Source organism: Polaribacter pacificus (assembly GCF_038024035.1).
In the GTDB taxonomy this organism is placed as follows: domain Bacteria; phylum Bacteroidota; class Bacteroidia; order Flavobacteriales; family Flavobacteriaceae; genus Polaribacter; species Polaribacter pacificus.
This window is the reverse complement of record NZ_CP150664.1, coordinates 1,719,280-1,737,064: the sequence shown is the minus strand read 5'-3', so window position 1 is coordinate 1,737,064 and position 17,785 is coordinate 1,719,280. Positions and strand designations below refer to the sequence as shown.

At 34.3% G+C, this 17,785-nt stretch carries 18 protein-coding genes and 1 tRNA gene; 16 read left to right on the top strand and 3 right to left on the bottom strand.

Translation table 11 applies throughout. The annotated features are described in order from the left end of the window. Positions 1–27: 27 nt before the first annotated feature. Entirely contained in the window at positions 28–1,716 is a 1,689-nt protein-coding gene (locus WHC90_RS07890) for a glutamine--tRNA ligase/YqeY domain fusion protein (protein ID WP_188597932.1), read from the bottom strand. Positions 1,717–1,957: 241 nt separating this feature from the next. Here WHC90_RS07890 and folB point away from each other — a divergent pair, with 241 nt between their 5' ends. The 6 genes from folB (at position 1,958) to WHC90_RS07860 (ending at position 7,352) form a co-directional block, all read left to right on the top strand. After that, positions 1,958–2,320: a dihydroneopterin aldolase gene (gene folB, locus WHC90_RS07885; RefSeq protein ID WP_188597931.1), complete on the top strand. Its 363-nt coding sequence runs from the start codon at positions 1,958–1,960 to the stop codon at positions 2,318–2,320. Between the two features lie 48 nt (positions 2,321–2,368). Continuing rightward, positions 2,369–2,439 (top strand) — tRNA-Cys (locus WHC90_RS07880). Positions 2,440–2,519: 80 nt separating this feature from the next. After that, complete coding sequence (locus tag WHC90_RS07875) at positions 2,520–3,362, top strand: MBL fold metallo-hydrolase (RefSeq protein ID WP_188597930.1); 843 nt, start codon at positions 2,520–2,522, stop codon at positions 3,360–3,362. Between the two features lie 29 nt (positions 3,363–3,391). Further along, complete coding sequence (locus WHC90_RS07870; RefSeq protein WP_229664890.1) at positions 3,392–5,035, top strand: S8 family peptidase; 1,644 nt, start codon at positions 3,392–3,394, stop codon at positions 5,033–5,035. 88 nt (positions 5,036–5,123) lie between these two features. Continuing rightward, positions 5,124–6,956, top strand: coding sequence for a M1 family metallopeptidase (locus WHC90_RS07865; protein ID WP_188597929.1), 1,833 nt, complete (start codon positions 5,124–5,126; stop codon positions 6,954–6,956). Positions 6,957–6,968: 12 nt separating this feature from the next. Then, a complete protein-coding gene (locus tag WHC90_RS07860; protein WP_188597928.1) occupies positions 6,969–7,352 on the top strand; it encodes a hypothetical protein in 384 nt (127 codons plus the stop codon). A gap of 48 nt (positions 7,353–7,400) precedes the next feature. Here the strand turns inward: WHC90_RS07860 and WHC90_RS07855 are convergent, their stop codons facing one another. Both WHC90_RS07855 and WHC90_RS07850 read right to left on the bottom strand, forming a co-directional pair. After that, positions 7,401–8,084, bottom strand: a complete 684-nt coding sequence (locus WHC90_RS07855; protein WP_188597927.1) for a LysE family translocator — start codon at positions 8,082–8,084, stop codon at positions 7,401–7,403. A gap of 22 nt (positions 8,085–8,106) precedes the next feature. After that, entirely contained in the window at positions 8,107–9,147 is a 1,041-nt protein-coding gene (locus WHC90_RS07850) for a 2Fe-2S iron-sulfur cluster-binding protein (protein WP_188597926.1), read from the bottom strand. Between the two features lie 168 nt (positions 9,148–9,315). Between WHC90_RS07850 and WHC90_RS07845 the strand changes: the two genes are divergently transcribed. The 10 genes from WHC90_RS07845 to atpB all read left to right on the top strand — a co-directional run bounded on the left by WHC90_RS07845 (position 9,316) and on the right by atpB (position 17,773). Beyond that, positions 9,316–9,654, top strand: a complete 339-nt coding sequence (locus WHC90_RS07845; protein ID WP_188597925.1) for a PadR family transcriptional regulator — start codon at positions 9,316–9,318, stop codon at positions 9,652–9,654. 7 nt (positions 9,655–9,661) lie between these two features. Continuing rightward, positions 9,662–10,300 carry a hypothetical protein gene (locus tag WHC90_RS07840; RefSeq protein ID WP_188597924.1) on the top strand — a complete coding sequence of 213 codons (639 nt, stop codon included), beginning with the start codon at positions 9,662–9,664 and terminating at the stop codon, positions 10,298–10,300. A gap of 4 nt (positions 10,301–10,304) precedes the next feature. Next, positions 10,305–11,000 (top strand): hypothetical protein, encoded by a 696-nt coding sequence (locus WHC90_RS07835; protein ID WP_188597923.1) that lies wholly within the window; start codon positions 10,305–10,307, stop codon positions 10,998–11,000. A gap of 63 nt (positions 11,001–11,063) precedes the next feature. Then, on the top strand, positions 11,064–12,533 hold the full coding sequence (locus WHC90_RS07830) for a DUF5687 family protein (protein ID WP_188597922.1): 1,470 nt from the start codon (positions 11,064–11,066) through the stop codon (positions 12,531–12,533). A gap of 28 nt (positions 12,534–12,561) precedes the next feature. Then, the gene (locus tag WHC90_RS07825; RefSeq protein WP_188597921.1) at positions 12,562–13,257 is read left to right on the top strand and encodes an ABC transporter ATP-binding protein; all 696 of its coding nucleotides are present in this window, start codon (positions 12,562–12,564) and stop codon (positions 13,255–13,257) included. Positions 13,258–13,341: 84 nt separating this feature from the next. Continuing rightward, positions 13,342–15,561, top strand: a complete 2,220-nt coding sequence (locus tag WHC90_RS07820; protein WP_229664889.1) for a tetratricopeptide repeat protein — start codon at positions 13,342–13,344, stop codon at positions 15,559–15,561. A 49-nt stretch (positions 15,562–15,610) separates the two neighbouring features. Continuing rightward, a complete protein-coding gene (locus tag WHC90_RS07815) occupies positions 15,611–15,979 on the top strand; it encodes a bactofilin family protein (RefSeq protein ID WP_229664888.1) in 369 nt (122 codons plus the stop codon). Beyond that, a complete protein-coding gene (locus WHC90_RS07810) occupies positions 15,948–16,178 on the top strand; it encodes an AtpZ/AtpI family protein (protein WP_188597919.1) in 231 nt (76 codons plus the stop codon). Before WHC90_RS07815 ends, WHC90_RS07810 begins: the two co-directional genes overlap by 32 nt. Continuing rightward, entirely contained in the window at positions 16,162–16,572 is a 411-nt protein-coding gene (locus WHC90_RS07805; RefSeq protein ID WP_188597918.1) for a DUF6168 family protein, read from the top strand. The genes WHC90_RS07810 and WHC90_RS07805 overlap by 17 nt, the downstream gene beginning before the upstream one ends. A gap of 109 nt (positions 16,573–16,681) precedes the next feature. Then, positions 16,682–17,773, top strand: coding sequence for a F0F1 ATP synthase subunit A (gene atpB, locus WHC90_RS07800; RefSeq protein WP_188597917.1), 1,092 nt, complete (start codon positions 16,682–16,684; stop codon positions 17,771–17,773). Positions 17,774–17,785 lie beyond the last annotated feature (12 nt).

Genomic DNA, 17,785 nt, shown 5'->3' with positions numbered 1-17,785 from the left:
TTTTTAAACGCTCCTTTTTTAATAAACTTATTGCTTGTTTGACCAGGTATCACGCAAACCTACAATCTTGTTAAAGACTAGTTTTTCTGCGCTGCTGTCGTCATCAACATTAAAATAACCCAATCGTTGAAATTGAAAGCGTTCTCCAATGGCTGAAGTCTGCAAACTTGGTTCAACATAAGCATTGATAATTTCTAAAGAGTTAGGGTTAATAAACTCCATAAAATCTTTATCCTTTTGAGCGTCTGGAGCTTCTGTTAAGAACAAACGATCATAAGCTCTTACTTCTGCTTTTACGGCGTGTTTAACAGACACCCAATGCAGTGTTCCTTTTACTTTACGTTTGCTTTCTTCGGTTCCGCTTCCTGATTTTGTTAAAGGATCATAAGTACAATGAATCACCGTAATTTCTCCATTTTCATCTTTTTCACAGCTAGTAGCTGTAATAAAATAAGCATTTTTTAAACGGACTTCTTTTCCTAATTTAAGTCTAAAGAATTTTTTATTTGCCTCTTCTCTAAAATCTTCTCGCTCAATATATATTTCTCTAGAAAATGGAACCTCTCTAAAACCAGCGCCTTCATCTTCTTGATTGTTTTCTGCGATTAGAATTTCTTCTTTTCCTTCGGGATAGTTGTCAATAATTATTTTTACTGGGTCTAAAACAGCCATTACTCTGTTGGCTGATTTGTTTAAATCCTCACGGATTTTAAACTCCAATAAAGCAACATCAATAACGTTTTCTCTTTTTGATACCCCAACAGTTTCTATAAAATTTCGAATAGAATTAGGAGTGTAACCACGTCTTCTCAATCCAGATATGGTAGGCATTCTTGGGTCATCCCAACCGCTTACTATATTTTCTTCTACCAGTTTTAAGAGCTTGCGCTTACTCATAATGGTATAGCTCAAATTCAATCTTGAGAACTCACGTTGTTTAGGCATTAAAGGATATTCATTTTTACTAAACGTATAGACTTGTTCTTTAAACCAGTCGTATAAATCACGATGAGGTTTAAACTCTAAAGAACACAAAGAATGAGATATTTGTTCAATATAATCGCTTTCTCCGTGGGTCCAGTCGTACATTGGATAAATACACCAATCGTTGCCTGTTCTGTGATGTTCTTTGTACATAATTCTGTACATCAAAGGATCACGCAAAAGCATATTTGGACTTGCCATATCTATTTTTGCACGCAACGTATGGGCTCCTTCCTCAAACTTTCCTTCTTTCATCCCTTGAAACAACTCCAAGTTTTCTTCTATAGATCTATTTCTGTATGGACTATCAACTCCAGGTTCTGTTGGCGTTCCTTTTTGAATACGCATATCCTCAGAACTTTGACTGTCTACATAGGCTTTTCCGTTTTGTATCAATAAAACAGCCCAGTCGTACAACTGCTGAAAATAATCAGAAGAATACACCTCGTTTGCCCATTGATAGCCTAACCAAGCGATGTCTTTTTTTATAGCATCGACGTATTCTTGTTCTTCTTTTGCGGGATTGGTATCATCAAAACGCAAATTTACAGGTGCTTGGTATCTTTCACCCAATCCAAAACTAATACCAATAGCTTTGGTGTGGCCGATGTGCAAATAGCCATTTGGCTCAGGTGGAAAACGAAAACGCAGAGCGTCTTTTGACAAACCATTTGCCAAATCTTCTTCAATAATTTGCTCTAAGAAATTGAGCGATTTTTTTTCTTCAGACATGTGTTTTTCTACTAAAATAGAAGTGCAAAATTACGTAAAAATTAATAGTTTTTAATTCTTTTTTAAGGCTTTCATTCTGATGTTTGTTTGCGTGGGTAATTCAGAAATAAAAGCATGTTTAATTCATTTTTTTTGGGGTAAAAAACAAGAGATTTAATAGTTGATTCTTCCAGAAAAGGGATTGTTGTATTTGATTGAATAAAAGTATCTTTGTTCTTTTATATTAAAACCGCAAAAAGTTTTGGGAATTATCAAGGTAAACAACATTCAACTTTACGCCTACCATGGTTGTCTAGAAGAAGAAGCAAAAATAGGATCTGCATATAGAGTTGATGTAAAAGTCAAGGCCAATTTAAAGAAATCTGCACAAACAGATGATTTGGTAGATACAGTAGATTACGTACAATTAAATCAGATTGTTAAAGAAGAAATGGCAATTCGATCTAAATTGCTAGAACAGGTTGTACAACGTATTATAGATCGAATTTTAATAGAGATTCCTATGGTACTTAAAGTAAAAATTAGTGTTGCAAAAATAAACCCTCCGATAGGAGGAAACGTCTCAGAGGTGGCTGTAATTTTTTCAAAAAAAAGGAAAGCATAAAAAATTCTTGCCCAACAAGTAAAAATGCGTAAATTTGCAAACCTTAAGGGTGTCGTGGCCGAGTGGCTAGGCAGTGGTCTGCAACACCATCTACAGCGGTTCGAATCCGCTCGACACCTCTACAAAACGCTCCAAATACTGGAGCGTTTTTTTGTTTTTGTTAACGTACTATTTAAGGAATTTTCTGCATCTTTGTTTTATGAAGATCTATCCTATTGAAACCGGAAATTTTAAGTTAGACGGAGGAGCCATGTTTGGCGTGGTACCTAAAAGTCTTTGGCAAAGAACCAATCCTGCAGATGCTAACAACCTAATCTCTATGAGTATGCGTTGCTTGCTTATAGAAGATCAAGAGCGATTAATCCTTGTTGATACGGGGCTTGGCTCAAAACAATCAGACAAATTTTTTGGCTATTATGATTTGTTCGGAGATTTTTCTCTAGACGCATCTTTAAAAGAACACGGATTTCACAGAGATGATATTACGGATGTTTTTTTAACCCATTTACACTTTGATCATTGTGGTGGTGCCATTCAATGGAATGCAAATAGAACTCATTATGAACCTGCGTTTAAGAACGCTAAATTTTGGTCTAACGAAAACCATTGGCAGTGGGCTACCAACCCAAATCCAAGAGAAAAAGCTTCATTTTTAAAAGAAAACATCAATCCGATAGAAGAAAGCGGTCAATTAAACTTTGTCCGTGGAAACGGTTTTGATCAACTTGGTTTTGAAGTACTGTTTATGGATGGTCATACAGAAAAGCAGATGTTGCCCAAACTGCGTATCGGTGATCAAACCCTTGTGTTTATGGCTGATTTATTGCCTACAGTGGGCCATATACCACTGCCTTATGTAATGGGCTATGATACCAGGCCATTGCTTACGCTTCAAGAAAAAGAATTGTTTTTAAATGAAGCCGCAGACAACAACTACCTGCTATTTTTAGAGCATGACGCTTATAACACATTGTGTACCGTAACACATACAGAAAAGGGAGTCCGTTTACAGGATACTTTCCAATTTTCAGACCTGTTTTAATACTAAAAAAATAATTAAACGATAAATAAATGAACATGAGAGTATACAAACCCCTCTATTTTTTGGCAGTTGCCTTTGTTGGATTTGCAAGCTGTAAATCAACTGCAACATTGCCTGTGCCTTTGGCTGAAAACAACAGTATTGCTATTGTAGCTAAAAAAAGTGCACTAACCAAAGAGCAAGCGCAAACCTGGGGACATTTAGATTTGGCTACAGATACCATTCCTGGTATGAGTGTTAATAAAGCCTATGATTTTTTAAAAGGAAAAAAGGGACAAACCGTTGTTGTAGGAGTTGTTGACTCAGGAACTGATTTACTACATGAAGATTTGGTTGATGTAGCTTGGGTTAATCCAAAAGAGGTTGCAGGAAACGGCCTTGATGATGATAAAAACGGTTTTGTTGATGATGTAAATGGCTGGAATTTTTTAGGTGCTATTTACAAAGAAAATGCAGAGTCAGAGAGAATTTTAAAAGACCCTAGTTTGGTTGATGAAGCAACCTATAAAGCAATTAAAGCAGCTCACGATAACAAAGTAGGAACTGCGAATACGACCAATGCAAGACTAAAGCAAATGTTACAGGGAGTAACCTATGCAGACAACACTATTGCTGCGCACTTAAAAAAGAAAACCTATACAAAAGATGAGGTTCTTGCAATTAAAACACAAGACCCAGCTTTGTCTCAAAGTATTGCTATTGCTAAGCAAATGTATGGTTTTGGTTTAAACACTCTTGGTCAAGCCATTAAAGAGTTGTCAAAATTGGTTGAAGACAATGATGCTTTGTTAAGTGGATCTAATTTAAAAACCAACTATAGAAGTGTTTTAGGGGATGACCCTAACACCATGGATGTTCTCGTATATGGAAATAATAAAACTGGACCAAGCATTAAAGATGAGGCACACGGAACACATGTTTCTGGGATTATTGCAGCAACAAGAAATAACGGAAAAGGGATAAATGGTGTTGCCAACATGGCAAAAATTATGGCTGTAAGAACAGTCCCTGATGGTGATGAATATGACAAAGATGTTGCTTTGGCTATTCGATATGCTGTAGACAACGGCGCTAAAGTAATCAACATGAGTTTTGGAAAAGGGTATTCTCCAAAAAAAGAATGGGTATGGGATGCCATTAAGTATGCCGCAGAAAAAGATGTTTTAATTGTCAATGCTGCAGGAAATGATGGCGATGACATTGATGTGGTAAAGACCTTTCCAAACGATTCTAAAGATTTACAAACAGAAATTTCTGACAATGTAATTACAATTGGAGCGATGGGCGCTACCTATGATGAAAATCTAGCCGCTAGTTTTTCTAACTACGGAAAAAAGAATGTGGATATTTTTGCTCCAGGGGTTCAAATTTATTCTACTACACCAGAAAATGAATATCAATTTTTTGATGGTACTTCTATGGCAGCTCCATCAACCGCTGGTGTTGCTGCGTTAATTCGTTCATATTATCCAAAATTAACAGCAAGTCAAGTAAAACATATTATCATGAATTCTGGAACAAAGATAGATTTAGAAGTGATTAGACCTGGGTCTGTATCTCAACAAAATCCAAATGGAGTAAAAGTTCCTTTTTCTGAATTGTCTGTTACTGGTAGAGTGGTCAATGCATATAACGCATTAAAAATGGCCGATAGAATGGTGAATGGCAAGTAATTTGAAAAAATTAGTATATAAAAAAAAAGAGCATTAAATTTACCAAAGCTCTTTTTAGTTGAAGACTATAATTAAAAACACAATTAGAATGAAACAAAAATTATTTATTGCATTTGCAATGATTGCAATGCTTACACAAGCACAAGGATCAAAAGGCTATTGGCAACAACAGGTAGATTACACTATGAATGTTGATGTTGATGTAGAAACTTATCAATATAAAGGTACCCAAAGGTTGATATACACCAACAATTCACCAGATGCTTTAAACAAGGTTTATTACCATTTGTATTATAATGCTTTTCAACCAGATAGTGAGATGAATGCACGTTTAACGAGTATTGCTGATCCAGATGGAAGAATGGTAAACAGAAGCGGTACAAGAGAAAACCCAGTTATAGAAAGTAGAATTTCTAAATTGAAGCCTAATGAAATAGGATATTTAAAAGTAAGCTCATTAAAACAAAATGGAAAAGCTGTTCAATATGAAGTAGCAGGAACCGTTTTAGAGGTAACTTTAAATCAACCAATTCAACCAAACAGTAAAGTAACTTTTGATATGGTTTTTGACGGTCAATTACCTGTTCATATTCGTAGAGCTGGAAGAAACAGTGGAGACGGAGTTGCAATGTCTATGGCACAATGGTACCCTAAAATGGCTGAGTATGACTTTGAAGGATGGCAAGCACACCCTTATATAGCAAGAGAGTTTCAAGGTGTTTGGGGTGATTTTGATGTAACACTTCATATTGATAAAGAATATACTGTAGGAGGAACAGGAAATCTTCAAAACCCACAAGAAATTGGACATGGTTATGAAGACAAATCAAAACCATTAAATATTCAAAGAGGAAAAAAATTAGCATGGCACTTTAAAGCAGATCGCGTTCATGATTTTACTTGGGCAGCAGATCCAAATTATGTGCATGATATTTATAAAATGGAAAATGGTCCAGACCTACACTTCTTTTATAAAGACGATGAAAAATATAAGAAAAACTGGAAATCAATTCAGCCTTTAACTGCAGAAGCGATGAAGTTTTTTAGCGAAAATGTTGGTCCATACCCTTGGAAACAATATTCAGTAATTCAAGCAGGAGACGGAGGAATGGAATACGCAATGTGTACTTTTGTTGCAGGAGGTGATAGAAGAAGCCCAATTGGGACAGTTTTTCACGAAATGGCTCATACTTGGTTTCAACAAATCTTAGCAAGTAACGAAAGCAAACACCCTTGGATGGATGAAGGCTTTACAAGCTATATTTCTGCTTTGGCATCAAACAAAATTTTAAGAAAAGGAGATGGTAGACCAACAGCAGGTGGATATGGAGGTTATTTTTATTTGGTAAAAAGCAAATTAGAAGAGCCATTAACTACGCATGCTGATAGATATAACCTTAATTCAGCATACAGTGTTGCTAGTTATACCAAAGGAGCTATGTTTTTATCTCAATTAAACTATATAATTGGTGAAGAGAACGTTAGAGAGACAATTAAAAAATACTACAGAGACTTTAGCTTTAAACACCCAACACCAAACGATATCAAAAGAACTGCTGAGAAAGTATCTGGATTAGAGTTGGATTGGTATTTAAACGAGTGGGCTCAAACCACACATACAATTGACTACGGAGTAGAAAAAGTAGAAGGATCAAAAGTAACTTTAAATAGAGTTGGAAAAATGCCAATGCCTGTTGATGTAACTGTAACTTATGTAGATGGTTCTACAGAAGATTTCAACATTCCTTTAAGAATGATGAGAGGAAACAAGCCAACTTCAGCGAAAGTAATTGCAGACTGGCCATGGGCTTTCCCTAGCTATACATTTGCTGCTTCTAAAGCTGTAAAAAAGGTAGAAATTGACACCTCTAAAATGATGGCAGATGTAGACAGATCAAACAATGTTTTTGAAACTAACTAATTTCTTATAAATATGAAAAAAGCGATACAAATTTCATTGATGATTATGCTCTTTGTTGCCACTGGTTGCAGTAGTTCAAAAAAAGTCGTTGCAGTTAAAAAGGCAGACCCTTTAGTAGGGAACTGGGCAATGGTTATTAAAGGGACTCCTCAGGGTGACCTTCCTGCAAAGATGATTATTTCTAAAGACGAATCTAATAGTTATACAGGTGTTTTAAGCACCACTTTTGGAGACCTTCCTTTAGAGAACTTTAAAATAGGGAACAACAAACTTTCGGCAGGCTTTGCAGCTCAAGGATTGGATTTCAGTTTAACAGGAACCTTTAAAGGGAAAGATTTTGAAGGAGCCGTTTCTGGAATGGGAGAAATTTTTACTGCAAATGGTAAAAAAGAGTAAAGAGCAATCTTTAACGAATAAAAAAAAGCCGCAAACTGCGGCTTTTTTTTATTCGTCTACTTTTTCAATAAGTGTATCAATATTTAATTTATCTTTTGGAATAAAGCCTTTTAACATGAGACCAATACCAAATATGATAAGCATAATCCCCATGGTTCTTTTAATCTTGTAGATTACTTTAGGAGTTAGTTTGTTTTTTAATTGCTTGGCCAGAACAATCTTACCTAAATCGGTAACAAAATAACTTGCTACAATAAGCGTAAAATACCAAAAGATATGTCTAGGGTTCATGTCTAAAGCAGGGCCAATGACAACAATCAGTCCTAGCCAAAAAGCCAAGACACCAATGTTGATAAAGTTTAAGAAAAAACCTTTTAAAGCTAGTTTTAAATAGTTGTTGCTTAAAGGTATTTTAATAGCACTACTACTTTCTTCTAATTCTTTTTTACTTGCCTTGTCAAAAAAAGTAATTAGACCGTAGATAACTAAGATAAGACCGCCAATAAAAAACAATCGAGGATCGTCTTTAATTTCTTCTAAGAGATGCCTGCTTCCATAATATGCAATAACTATAAACGCGATGTCTCCTAAAATAACACCCACATTAAATGCAATAGCAGCTCGTGCTCCTTTTAAGATACTCGTTTGTATCAGCATAAAAAAAACCGGCCCAATCATAAAAGAGAGAAAGAAGCCAAAGAGAATTGCGTTTTTAATGTCGTAGAAATCCATTTTTTAAAGATACGATTTCTGATTAAACATCATCAAAGTCTATAGTTACCCTTGGAGTTGTAGGGTGTGCTTGGCAAGTGAGTATAAAACCCTCTTCCAATTCACTATCTGTTAAGATGCTATTTTTACTCATTACAGCTTTCCCTTCCGTTACTTTTGCAATACAACTACTACAAACTCCACCTTGACATGAATAAGGTGCGTCTAGGTTGTTGCGCAAACTTGCAGCCAAAATATCATCGGTCATCTGCATAGTAAACGTTGTGGTTTCATCATCCAACAACACTGTTAGTTCTGTTTTGCCATCAGGAATCGCTATATTGTTTTCTTCTGTACTAGCAGTAAACAACTCAAAGAAGATGTTCTCCTTGTCAATATGAGCAGCCTGTAGCGTTTCAGAAACCAGGTTAATCATTTCTTCTGGACCACATAAAAAAGCGGCATCAAAACGAATATCTTTATAGGTGTTTTTTACAAAATAGTTGGTGTTTCCTTTGTCTATTCTTCCAAAGATTGCGTCGCCACTTAAAGCTTTGCTAAATACATAGTGAAGTTTAAACTGTGGGTGTGCTTCTGCAAGTGCTTCTAATTCATTTTTAAAAATAGTAGACTCTGCAGACTTGTTTCCATACACCAAGGTAAAACTAGCAGTAGGCTGGTTTTCTAAAACCACTTTAACCATAGAAAGAACCGGAGTTATTCCGCTTCCAGCAGCAAAGGCAATATAGTTTTTATTGGCTTCTGGTTTAAGAATAAACTTACCCTCAGGTTCTGCAACTTCTAATTGGTCTCCTTCTTTTAATTTTGTGGTAGCATAGACAGAAAACTGACCTTTCTCAACGGCTTTAACAGCCACTTTAAGCTGCTTGCTATTTGGAGAGCTACATATAGAATAAGCTCTTCGAATCTCTTTTCCGTTGATTGTTTTTTTTATGGTGATGTATTGACCCGCTAAAAAAGTAAAACTTTCTTTTAAAGAATCAGGAACTTCAAATATGATAGAAACCGCATCAGAAGTCTCTTTGATAATTTTTTGTACAGTTAATTTATGAAATGTTGACATGTAGTAATTTTAAAGTGCAAAAATAACAAACAAATTGCGAACCCCTTGTTAGAGATTTGATAAAAAAATACCAAAGATTTTTATGCATAAGAAAATTATGTATATATTTGAATGGTTTAAGTAGCTTATTTTAAAAGAAGAAAGGCTCCTTAATTAGAATAGAAGACTATGGCGAATCAAAAATTATACAAAGGCTCATTGCAAACAATCATTTTAAAATTATTGGATCAAAATGATAAAATGTATGGATATGAGATCACTCAGAAAGTAAAAGAGTTAACAAAGGGCGGCTTAAAAATCACAGAAGGAGCCTTGTACCCTGCCTTGCACAAACTAGAAGCAGATGGCATGTTAACCGTTGAGGTTGCTAAGGTTGGAAACCGTTTGCGTAAATATTATAAACTCACAGAACACGGAACCAAAGAAACCGCAAACAAACTGTTAGAAATGGAAACATTTTTAAAAACCATGCAACAGTTGGTAAACCCTAAAATGAGTTTGGAATAATTGAGCTATGCAGGATAAACATCAAATAACAGAAAAACAATTGGCCTTTTTGGACCGATATCTAAAAAAATACAGTTTCGGATCTGAAGATGATAAAGTTGAATTAAAAGACCATTTAATTTTAGATTTTGAAGCAAATGGTAATGGCAATCTTTCACAATACCTTTCTGATAAGATTGGCTTTATTAAAAAATTTATTGCAAGCAAGTTAAGCGCTATTCATAAAAGTTATCGAAGAAAAACAATTGATGAAGCCATTGGTTTTTTTACGTCAATCCAAAGACTGTCTCTTACAATTATCGTTTTTTTGTGCATGTATACGATGACACATTTTTTAAACGAAACGCTGCTCATTGTGTTGTTTATTAGTAGTGTGCTGGGGCTCTTTGTTTATAGTCAGTTTTTTTTAAAGATCAAAAAAGAGGATAAAAAAAAGTTAGACAGAATTGACTATTTAGGTCAAGAAATGTGGTTGCCTTATTTAATGCTAATGCTGCCTTTACCGTATTACGATGAACTTATCGTGTATAAAACTTTTTTTAGCCTGTATTGGTTTGTTGCAATAGGTTATTCTATAGCCGCAATACTTGTAATGAAAAAAGAGAAGAAATTAATTTATGAAAAGTACAAACATTTGTTAGATTGAAACCATGACATTAACAGAAGAACATATTGATCAGCTATACAAGTTTACACGTAAACACTTTGTTTATCATTACGATGTACAAACAGAGCTAGTAGATCATTTGGCAAATGATATTGAGCAAATTTGGATAGATCAACCTCAATTGTCTTTTGAAGAAGGCAGAGACCTTTCGTTTAAAAAATTCGGTGTTTTTGGATTTATGGACGTGGTAGAGCAAAAACAAAAAGTCATGTACAAACGCTATTGGAAAATTTTATGGCGCTTTGTTAAAGAATGGTTTACACTACCTAAAGCCATTACCACAAGTATGATTTTTATGTTGTATTTTATCCTGCTTCAGCAACTTTATTCATTTTATGTGCTTACTTCTATATTAGCGTGTTGGGCGGTTTATGATCTGATAAAACTTATAAAATACAAGAGAACAGCAAAAAAAAGACAGGTAGAAGAAAAACGTTGGTTATTAAAAGACATGATTGGAGATTCTAGAGGAGGTTTTTCTATAATAACGATTGTCAATCTTTACCAAATTATCAACATTTTTAAAATTGATATTAGTGTTTTATCACTTTATTGGCTTGCACTCATTGCTGCCTTGGCCACACTTTTAACAATTGTTTTTTATGTGAGTTCAATTATTTTGCCCCAAAAAGCGACAGAATTGTTAGCAGAAACCTACCCCGAATACAAAATGCAATAAATAATTTGTAACAAAAAGGGTTTTTTGGATACTTATTAATATCAACTAAACAAATACAACCAAATGATTTCACGTTTTTTACAGTTAGAATGGAAACAGTATTTTCGTTCATCGTATTGGCAAAAAGGATTGGCTATTAAGATTATCATGGGCTTTTTTGCCTTGTATCTTTTGGGTTCTTTTTTGTTATTAGGGCTTAGCGGTTTTTACCTTCTTAAAAAGGTTTATCCAGAATCAGATCCTTTGCAAATAGTCAATTCAGTTTTAATTTTTGCTTTTATTGGCGATATGATTTTTAGATACATGATGCAGAAGCTTCCTGTTATGAATATCAAACCGCTGCTTATTTTACCCATTAAGAAAAACTCGCTAGTTCATTATATTTTAGGAAAATCAGCCTTTTCTGCTTTTAATGTGTTTGGACTCTTTTTTTACATCCCTTTTTCCATTGTTTTGATTAAAGAAGGATATGATATAAGTGGAGTCTTAGGATGGCTTGCCTGTTTGGTATTGCTTATTTTAAGTACCAATTATTTAAACTTTTTGATTAATAAAAATAATATTGCTTTGGGTGCTCTTGCAACAATTTTAGCAGGAAGCCTTGCGCTGCAATATTTTGATATTTTTGATATAAGCGGATTTAGTCAAGCAGTTTTTGACGGAGTTGTTAGCAATTCATTTTATGCACTTATTCCTTTGGGGGCACTTTTGGCATTGTACTATCTTAATTTTAGACAATTAAAAAATCAGGTATATTTAGATGATGCTATCTCTACAGAAGTAAAAGAAGCAAATACAGCTGATTTATCTTGGGCCAACAGATTTGGTGATATGGCGCCATTTATAAAAAACGAAATCAGGTTAATTTGGAGAAATAAAAGAACAAAAACAGTTTTTTTAATGTCATTTGCCTTTGTTTTATACGGTTTAATCTTTTTTACCAATCCTATTTACAAAGAGAAAATGCCTGGCTTCTTAATTTTTGCAGCCATGTTTATTACAGGAGGATTTGCTTTAAACTACGGACAGTTTATTCCGGCCTGGGAAAGCTCGTATTACAAGATGCTAATGACTCAAAACTTATCGTACAGAAAATACATAGAATCTAAATGGTATTTAATGGTCACCATTACTGCTATCCTATTTGTACTAGCAACACCTTACTTGTATTTTGGCCTTGAAATTTATTTAATGATCGCCGCTGGAGCACTCTTTAATATTGGTTTTAACACCCTGGTTTTGCTGTATGCAGGTTCATTTAATAGAAAGCAAATTGACTTAAATAAGAGTGGGTTTGGAAACACACAAGGTACAAGTGCCACACAGTTTTTAATCGTCATTCCAATTATGGGCTTTCCTGTAGCTTTGTTTTATGCGTTTAGTTATCCCTTTGGAGTTAACGCGGGTTTAATTGCAATTGCAGTTACAGGATTATTAGGAATCGTATTTAAAAATTATTTTATCAATTTGATAACAAAAAAATACGTTAAAGATAAGTATGCAGCTATCCATGCATTCAATCAAAAAGCATAAGTACCAACAAATTTAGACACAAAACATCATGATACAATCAACAAATATTTCAAAAAAATACGGACAAGCAGAAGTACTAAACATAGAGTCTTTAGAGATTCCAAAAGGTCAAAGTTTTGGCTTGGTTGGAAATAACGGAGCTGGAAAAACCACTTATTTTAATGTATTGCTAGATTTAATTAGACCAAGCACAGGACAAATAATTAACCATAATGTGGTAGTGAACGAAAGTGAAGACTGGAAAACATTTACAGGTTCTTTTATTGATGAAACTTTTTTAATTGGCTACTTAACTCCTGAAGAATACTTTCAGTTTATCGGTGATTTAAGAGGAATGAATACTGCTGATGTCAATGCTTTTATAAAACAGTTTGAAGAGTTTTTTAATGGGGAAATTCTAGGAAAAAAGAAATACTTAAGAGATTTGAGTAAAGGAAATCAAAAAAAGGCAGGTATCGTAGCCGCTTTAATGGGAAATCCACAGGTTGTTATTTTAGATGAACCTTTTGCTAATTTAGATCCTACTACTCAAATTCGATTGAAAAAAATATTAAAAACGCTTACAGACAGTAAAGAAGTTACTGTGCTTGTTTCAAGCCATGATCTGAGCCATGTAACAGAAGTCTGTGAACGAATCGTTGTTTTAGACAAAGGAAAGGTTGTAAAGGATCTTGAAACATCAGCAGAAACTTTAAAAGAATTGGAAAGTTATTTCTCTGTATAGAAGCGGTTTTTTAATTATTCTTATTTTTACAGCTCTTAGCAACAATATTTTTTTTGAAAAATAGTTGTTACTAAGAGTTTTTCTATGAAAAAAGGTAAAGCAATTTTTGGCGATATGAGTGGATATAAACAACAGGTTTGTTTTTTGGGATTGGCGCTTATGTTGTTTTCATGCAGCCCAAAAAGAGATGGAATCATTAGCCGAACTTATAATGCTGTTACCGCCAAGTACAACATACTTTATAATGGGCACCTTGCCTTTGAAGAGGGCTTGGAAGAGCTCAATGCTTCTTACCAAGATAATTTTTGGGAGTTAATTGAGATAGAGCCCTTGGCTTTTGACACATCAATAAGTGTGCTTTCAGAAATTACAAGCACAAATAACCCTCAAGCGAAATCAGAAAATAAAAATGCAACTTCTTTTGAAAAGGCAGAAGAAAAAGCGGTAAAAGCCATTCAGTTACACTCTATCAATATTGATGGTACAGAACGAAATAGTCAAATGGATGATGCCTATTTGCTTTTGGGTAAGTCTCGCTATTATACCCAAAGATTTGCCCCTGCGATTGATGCGTTTAATTATATTCTTACTACAGATCCAAAGGCCAATTTAAGAGATGAAACCAAGATTTGGAGAGCAAAAGCCAATATCAGGCTAAACAATGAAAGCTTTGCGATAGAAACCTTAAGTCTACTTTTAAGAGACCCGAGTGCTTCGACAGAAATTAAAGAGCAAGCGCATACTGCACTTGCCATAGCCTATCAAAAAAAAGGGAATATACAAGAGACGATTCGGCAGTTAAATTTAGCGACAAGAACCCTTAAAAATGTTCAACAAGGTCAAAGAAACCTGTTTGTTTTAGGACAGCTTTATGCACTGCAAAACCAAAAAGACCTTGCCAAGAAAGTTTTTTTAAAGCTGGTAAATTTTAAAAAAGCATCCTATGGTTTTAAAATTCACGCACAAATAGAAATCGCTAAAAATGAATCAAATAACAAGGCAATTGCTCCGTTATTGTTAAAATTTAAAAAACTCTTAAGCGATGGAACCAATCAGCAATTTGAAGGTGAATTGTATTATCAGATGGCGCTTTTAGAAGCTAGTAGAGACAGCACAGAATTAGCCATCGACTATTTAAAAAAATCGCTACAATCAAAATCAATGACTGCGTATCACAAAACGTATTCTTATGAGAAACTAGGTGATATCGAGTTTAAAAAAGCGAATTATTTAATAGCGGGTAAGTATTATGATAGCATTCTTAAGATCAATAAAAATATCCAAGACCCACGCATAAGAACCATCAACAGAAAGCATAAAGGGCTTGCAAACCTACTTCAGTTGGAGGGTGTTTTGCAAAATAATGATAGTATTTTAAACATCGTTTCAATGCCCAAAACAGCACAGAGAAGCTTTTTTGAAAAACACATCGCTGCATTAAAAGCTGCCGATGAGCAACGAGTTCAACAGGCATTAAACTCCAGCTCTTTTGGAAATTCTTCTGGAGGGGTTAGTGCTGCACAACCCAACTCTAAAGGCAAGTGGTATTTTTATAATACTCAACTAGTGGCTTTTGGAAAAGCTGCTTTTGAAAAACAATGGGGAAATCGACCTTTAGAAGACAATTGGAGAATTTCTGACAAGGCACAGCTAAATACAGACAAAAGCACTAATGTTAAAGAAGAAATCAACAAAGCATCTTACAATCTTTCTACTTATATGTCTCGTATACCAACCAATAGAGCAGTTATAGATTCACTTCGTTTTTACAGAAATGAAGCACTGTATGAGACTGGTATTATCTATAAAGAACAGTTTAAAAACTTGAGTTTAGCAGCCCTCAGATTAGAGCGATTAATAAGTCTTAAGCCTGATAAAGATTTAATTTTACCTAGTTATTATCAGTTGTATCAGGTGTATAAGGAGCTCAATCATCCAAAAGCTGAAACCTATAAAAACGAGATTATTAAAAATTATCCGAGCTCTAGATATGCAGAGATTTTAACGGATAACAAAGGCTTTATTTCAGACAATAAAGACAATGACATTGAGTCGTTGTATAAGGATCTGTATCAATTATTTAAAGAAAATTATCACAGAGAAGTGGTTAGTCAAATAGATCAATTGAGCCCAATGCTTCAAGAATCAAAATTAATTGCTAAATTTGAGTTGTTAAAAGCTTTTGCAATTGGCAAATACCAGACAAAAGAAGCTTATAAAAAAGCCTTAGAATTTGTGTCAAAAAATTATGCTAATCTAGAAGAAGGAATTCGAGCGAAAGAACTTTTAAAACAATTAAAATAAATTTATTCTCATGTTTTCAAACGAAAAAAAATCAAGTAAACCCACGATTATGGAAAGAAATATTTTAGCTAAAAATACAACGATTGTTGGAGAGTTAAGCTCTGACGGTGATTTTAGAATTGACGGAATTTTAGAAGGAACTTTAAAGACTAAAGGTCGAGTGATTATTGGTGTAGAAGGTACTGTTAAAGGGACTGTTGAATGTGAAAATGCAGATATTGAAGGCAAATTTTCTGGGGATTTAAAAGTAAATACCATGCTTACCATCAAAGCAACGGCAAACATTACAGGAGAAGTTGTCATTGGCAAGCTTTCTGTTGAGCCAGGTGCTTCTGTAAACGCTACTTGCAGTATGAAAGGAGCCCTAAAGGATATCAATCAAAAAGATGCAAAAGGAGCCTCAGAAAAAACAGCTTAATAAATTTGTAAGACTTACCGGGATTGGTTTACAAATGGGAATTACCATTTATGTAGCAGCCTATGTTGGTAAGCGCATAGACGCACATTATAATTTTGAAAAGAATTATGTTACACTTGTGCTTATTCTTCTGGCTTTTGTAGGAACACTTGTGAGCCTAATGGCCCAACTAAAAAAAATCAATGAAAAAGATTCATAGGGCAAAAGATTTGGTGCTGCCCTTTATATTGGTGGTAACAATAGCCTTGAGTTTGGTGTTCGTTATTCATTTGTTTGTCCTAAACAAATTAGACCTTCCGCTGTTTTCGTATCAACTTATAGAAGCATATATTGCTAATGGTCTTTTAGCAATAGTCATTTTTACAACCTTATTTCTATTAAGAAAAAAATACCATGAACAACTGGGCTTTTTATTTATGGCGGGTAGTTTGTTAAAATTTGCTGTATTTTTTATTTTCTTTTACGCTGGTTATCAACTAGCGGGTTCAAGCTCTAAGGTAGCTTTTTTTGCTTTTTTTGTTCCCTATATAACTAGTTTACTTACAGAAACTTTGGGCTTGATCAAACTTCTAAACCTTCCAAAAAACGAGTAATATTTAGGTCGTCAGAAAACATCAAAAAAATAAACTTGTAAATAGTTTTTCAATTTAAGAGAAAAACCTACCTTTGCAGCGATTTTTAAGACACTATTATCAGAGTGATATGCGAAGAAAATTTTTATTAAAAAAGATTAGCTTTTTACTGTTTTTAGTTTCGTTTGCATCTGTTGCACAACAACATGATGAAACGACAGCTTCGGCACAGACCCAAGACAAGAGTTTAAAAGTATCCATTAAGGAGTACATTAGTCACCACTTGTTAGATTCGTATGACTTTGGTTTGTACTCGTACACTAGTGATGAAGGAGAAAAAGTACATGTTGGTTTTCCTTTGCCTGTTATCTTATGGGATGGAGGATTAAAAGTATTTTCATCATCTAAATTTCACTATGGGGAAACTGTAGCTGAGGTAGGTGGAGACTACTACAAGGTGTATCACAATAAAATCTACAAAACGGATGCTGCAGGAACGATCAGTTACGATGCAGAACATCATCCAACCAATGTAAAACCCTTAGATTTTTCAATTACTAAAAACGTTGTGTTTATCTTTTTAGTTTCATTGCTAATGTTCTTTATGTTTACAAGAATGGCTAAGAACTATAAAAAGAGTGCACTTCCAACAGGAATGGGGCGTTTGTTAGAGCCAATCATATTGTATATTAGAGATGATATTGCGATTCCTAATATTGGAGAAAAGCACTATAGAAAATACATGAGTTATTTATTAACTGTATTCTTCTTTGTATGGATTGTAAACTTATTAGGTTTAACACCATTAGGAGTAAATGTAACTAATAATATTGCCGTAACTTTTGTGTTAGCACTTATCACATTTGTATTGACAACTGTTACCGCTAATAAAAGTTATTGGGGGCATATTTTTTGGATGCCAGGAGTTCCTAAATTAATGAGAATTGTTTTAGCTCCGATAGAGTTATTAGGAATGGTGATTAAGCCATTTTCATTGATGATTCGTTTGTATGCAAACATTACAGCAGGTCACATTGTACTGATGAGTATTATCGGTTTAATGTTTATCTTTAAGAGCTGGATTGGAAGTCCATTATCATTTGGACTTGCCTTTGCGCTTTCGCTTCTTGAATTATTAGTAGCAGCGTTGCAAGCGTATATTTTCACTATGTTATCTGCCTTGTACTTCGGTTCAGCAGTAGAAGAACATAATGATCACTAAAAATTGAATGTT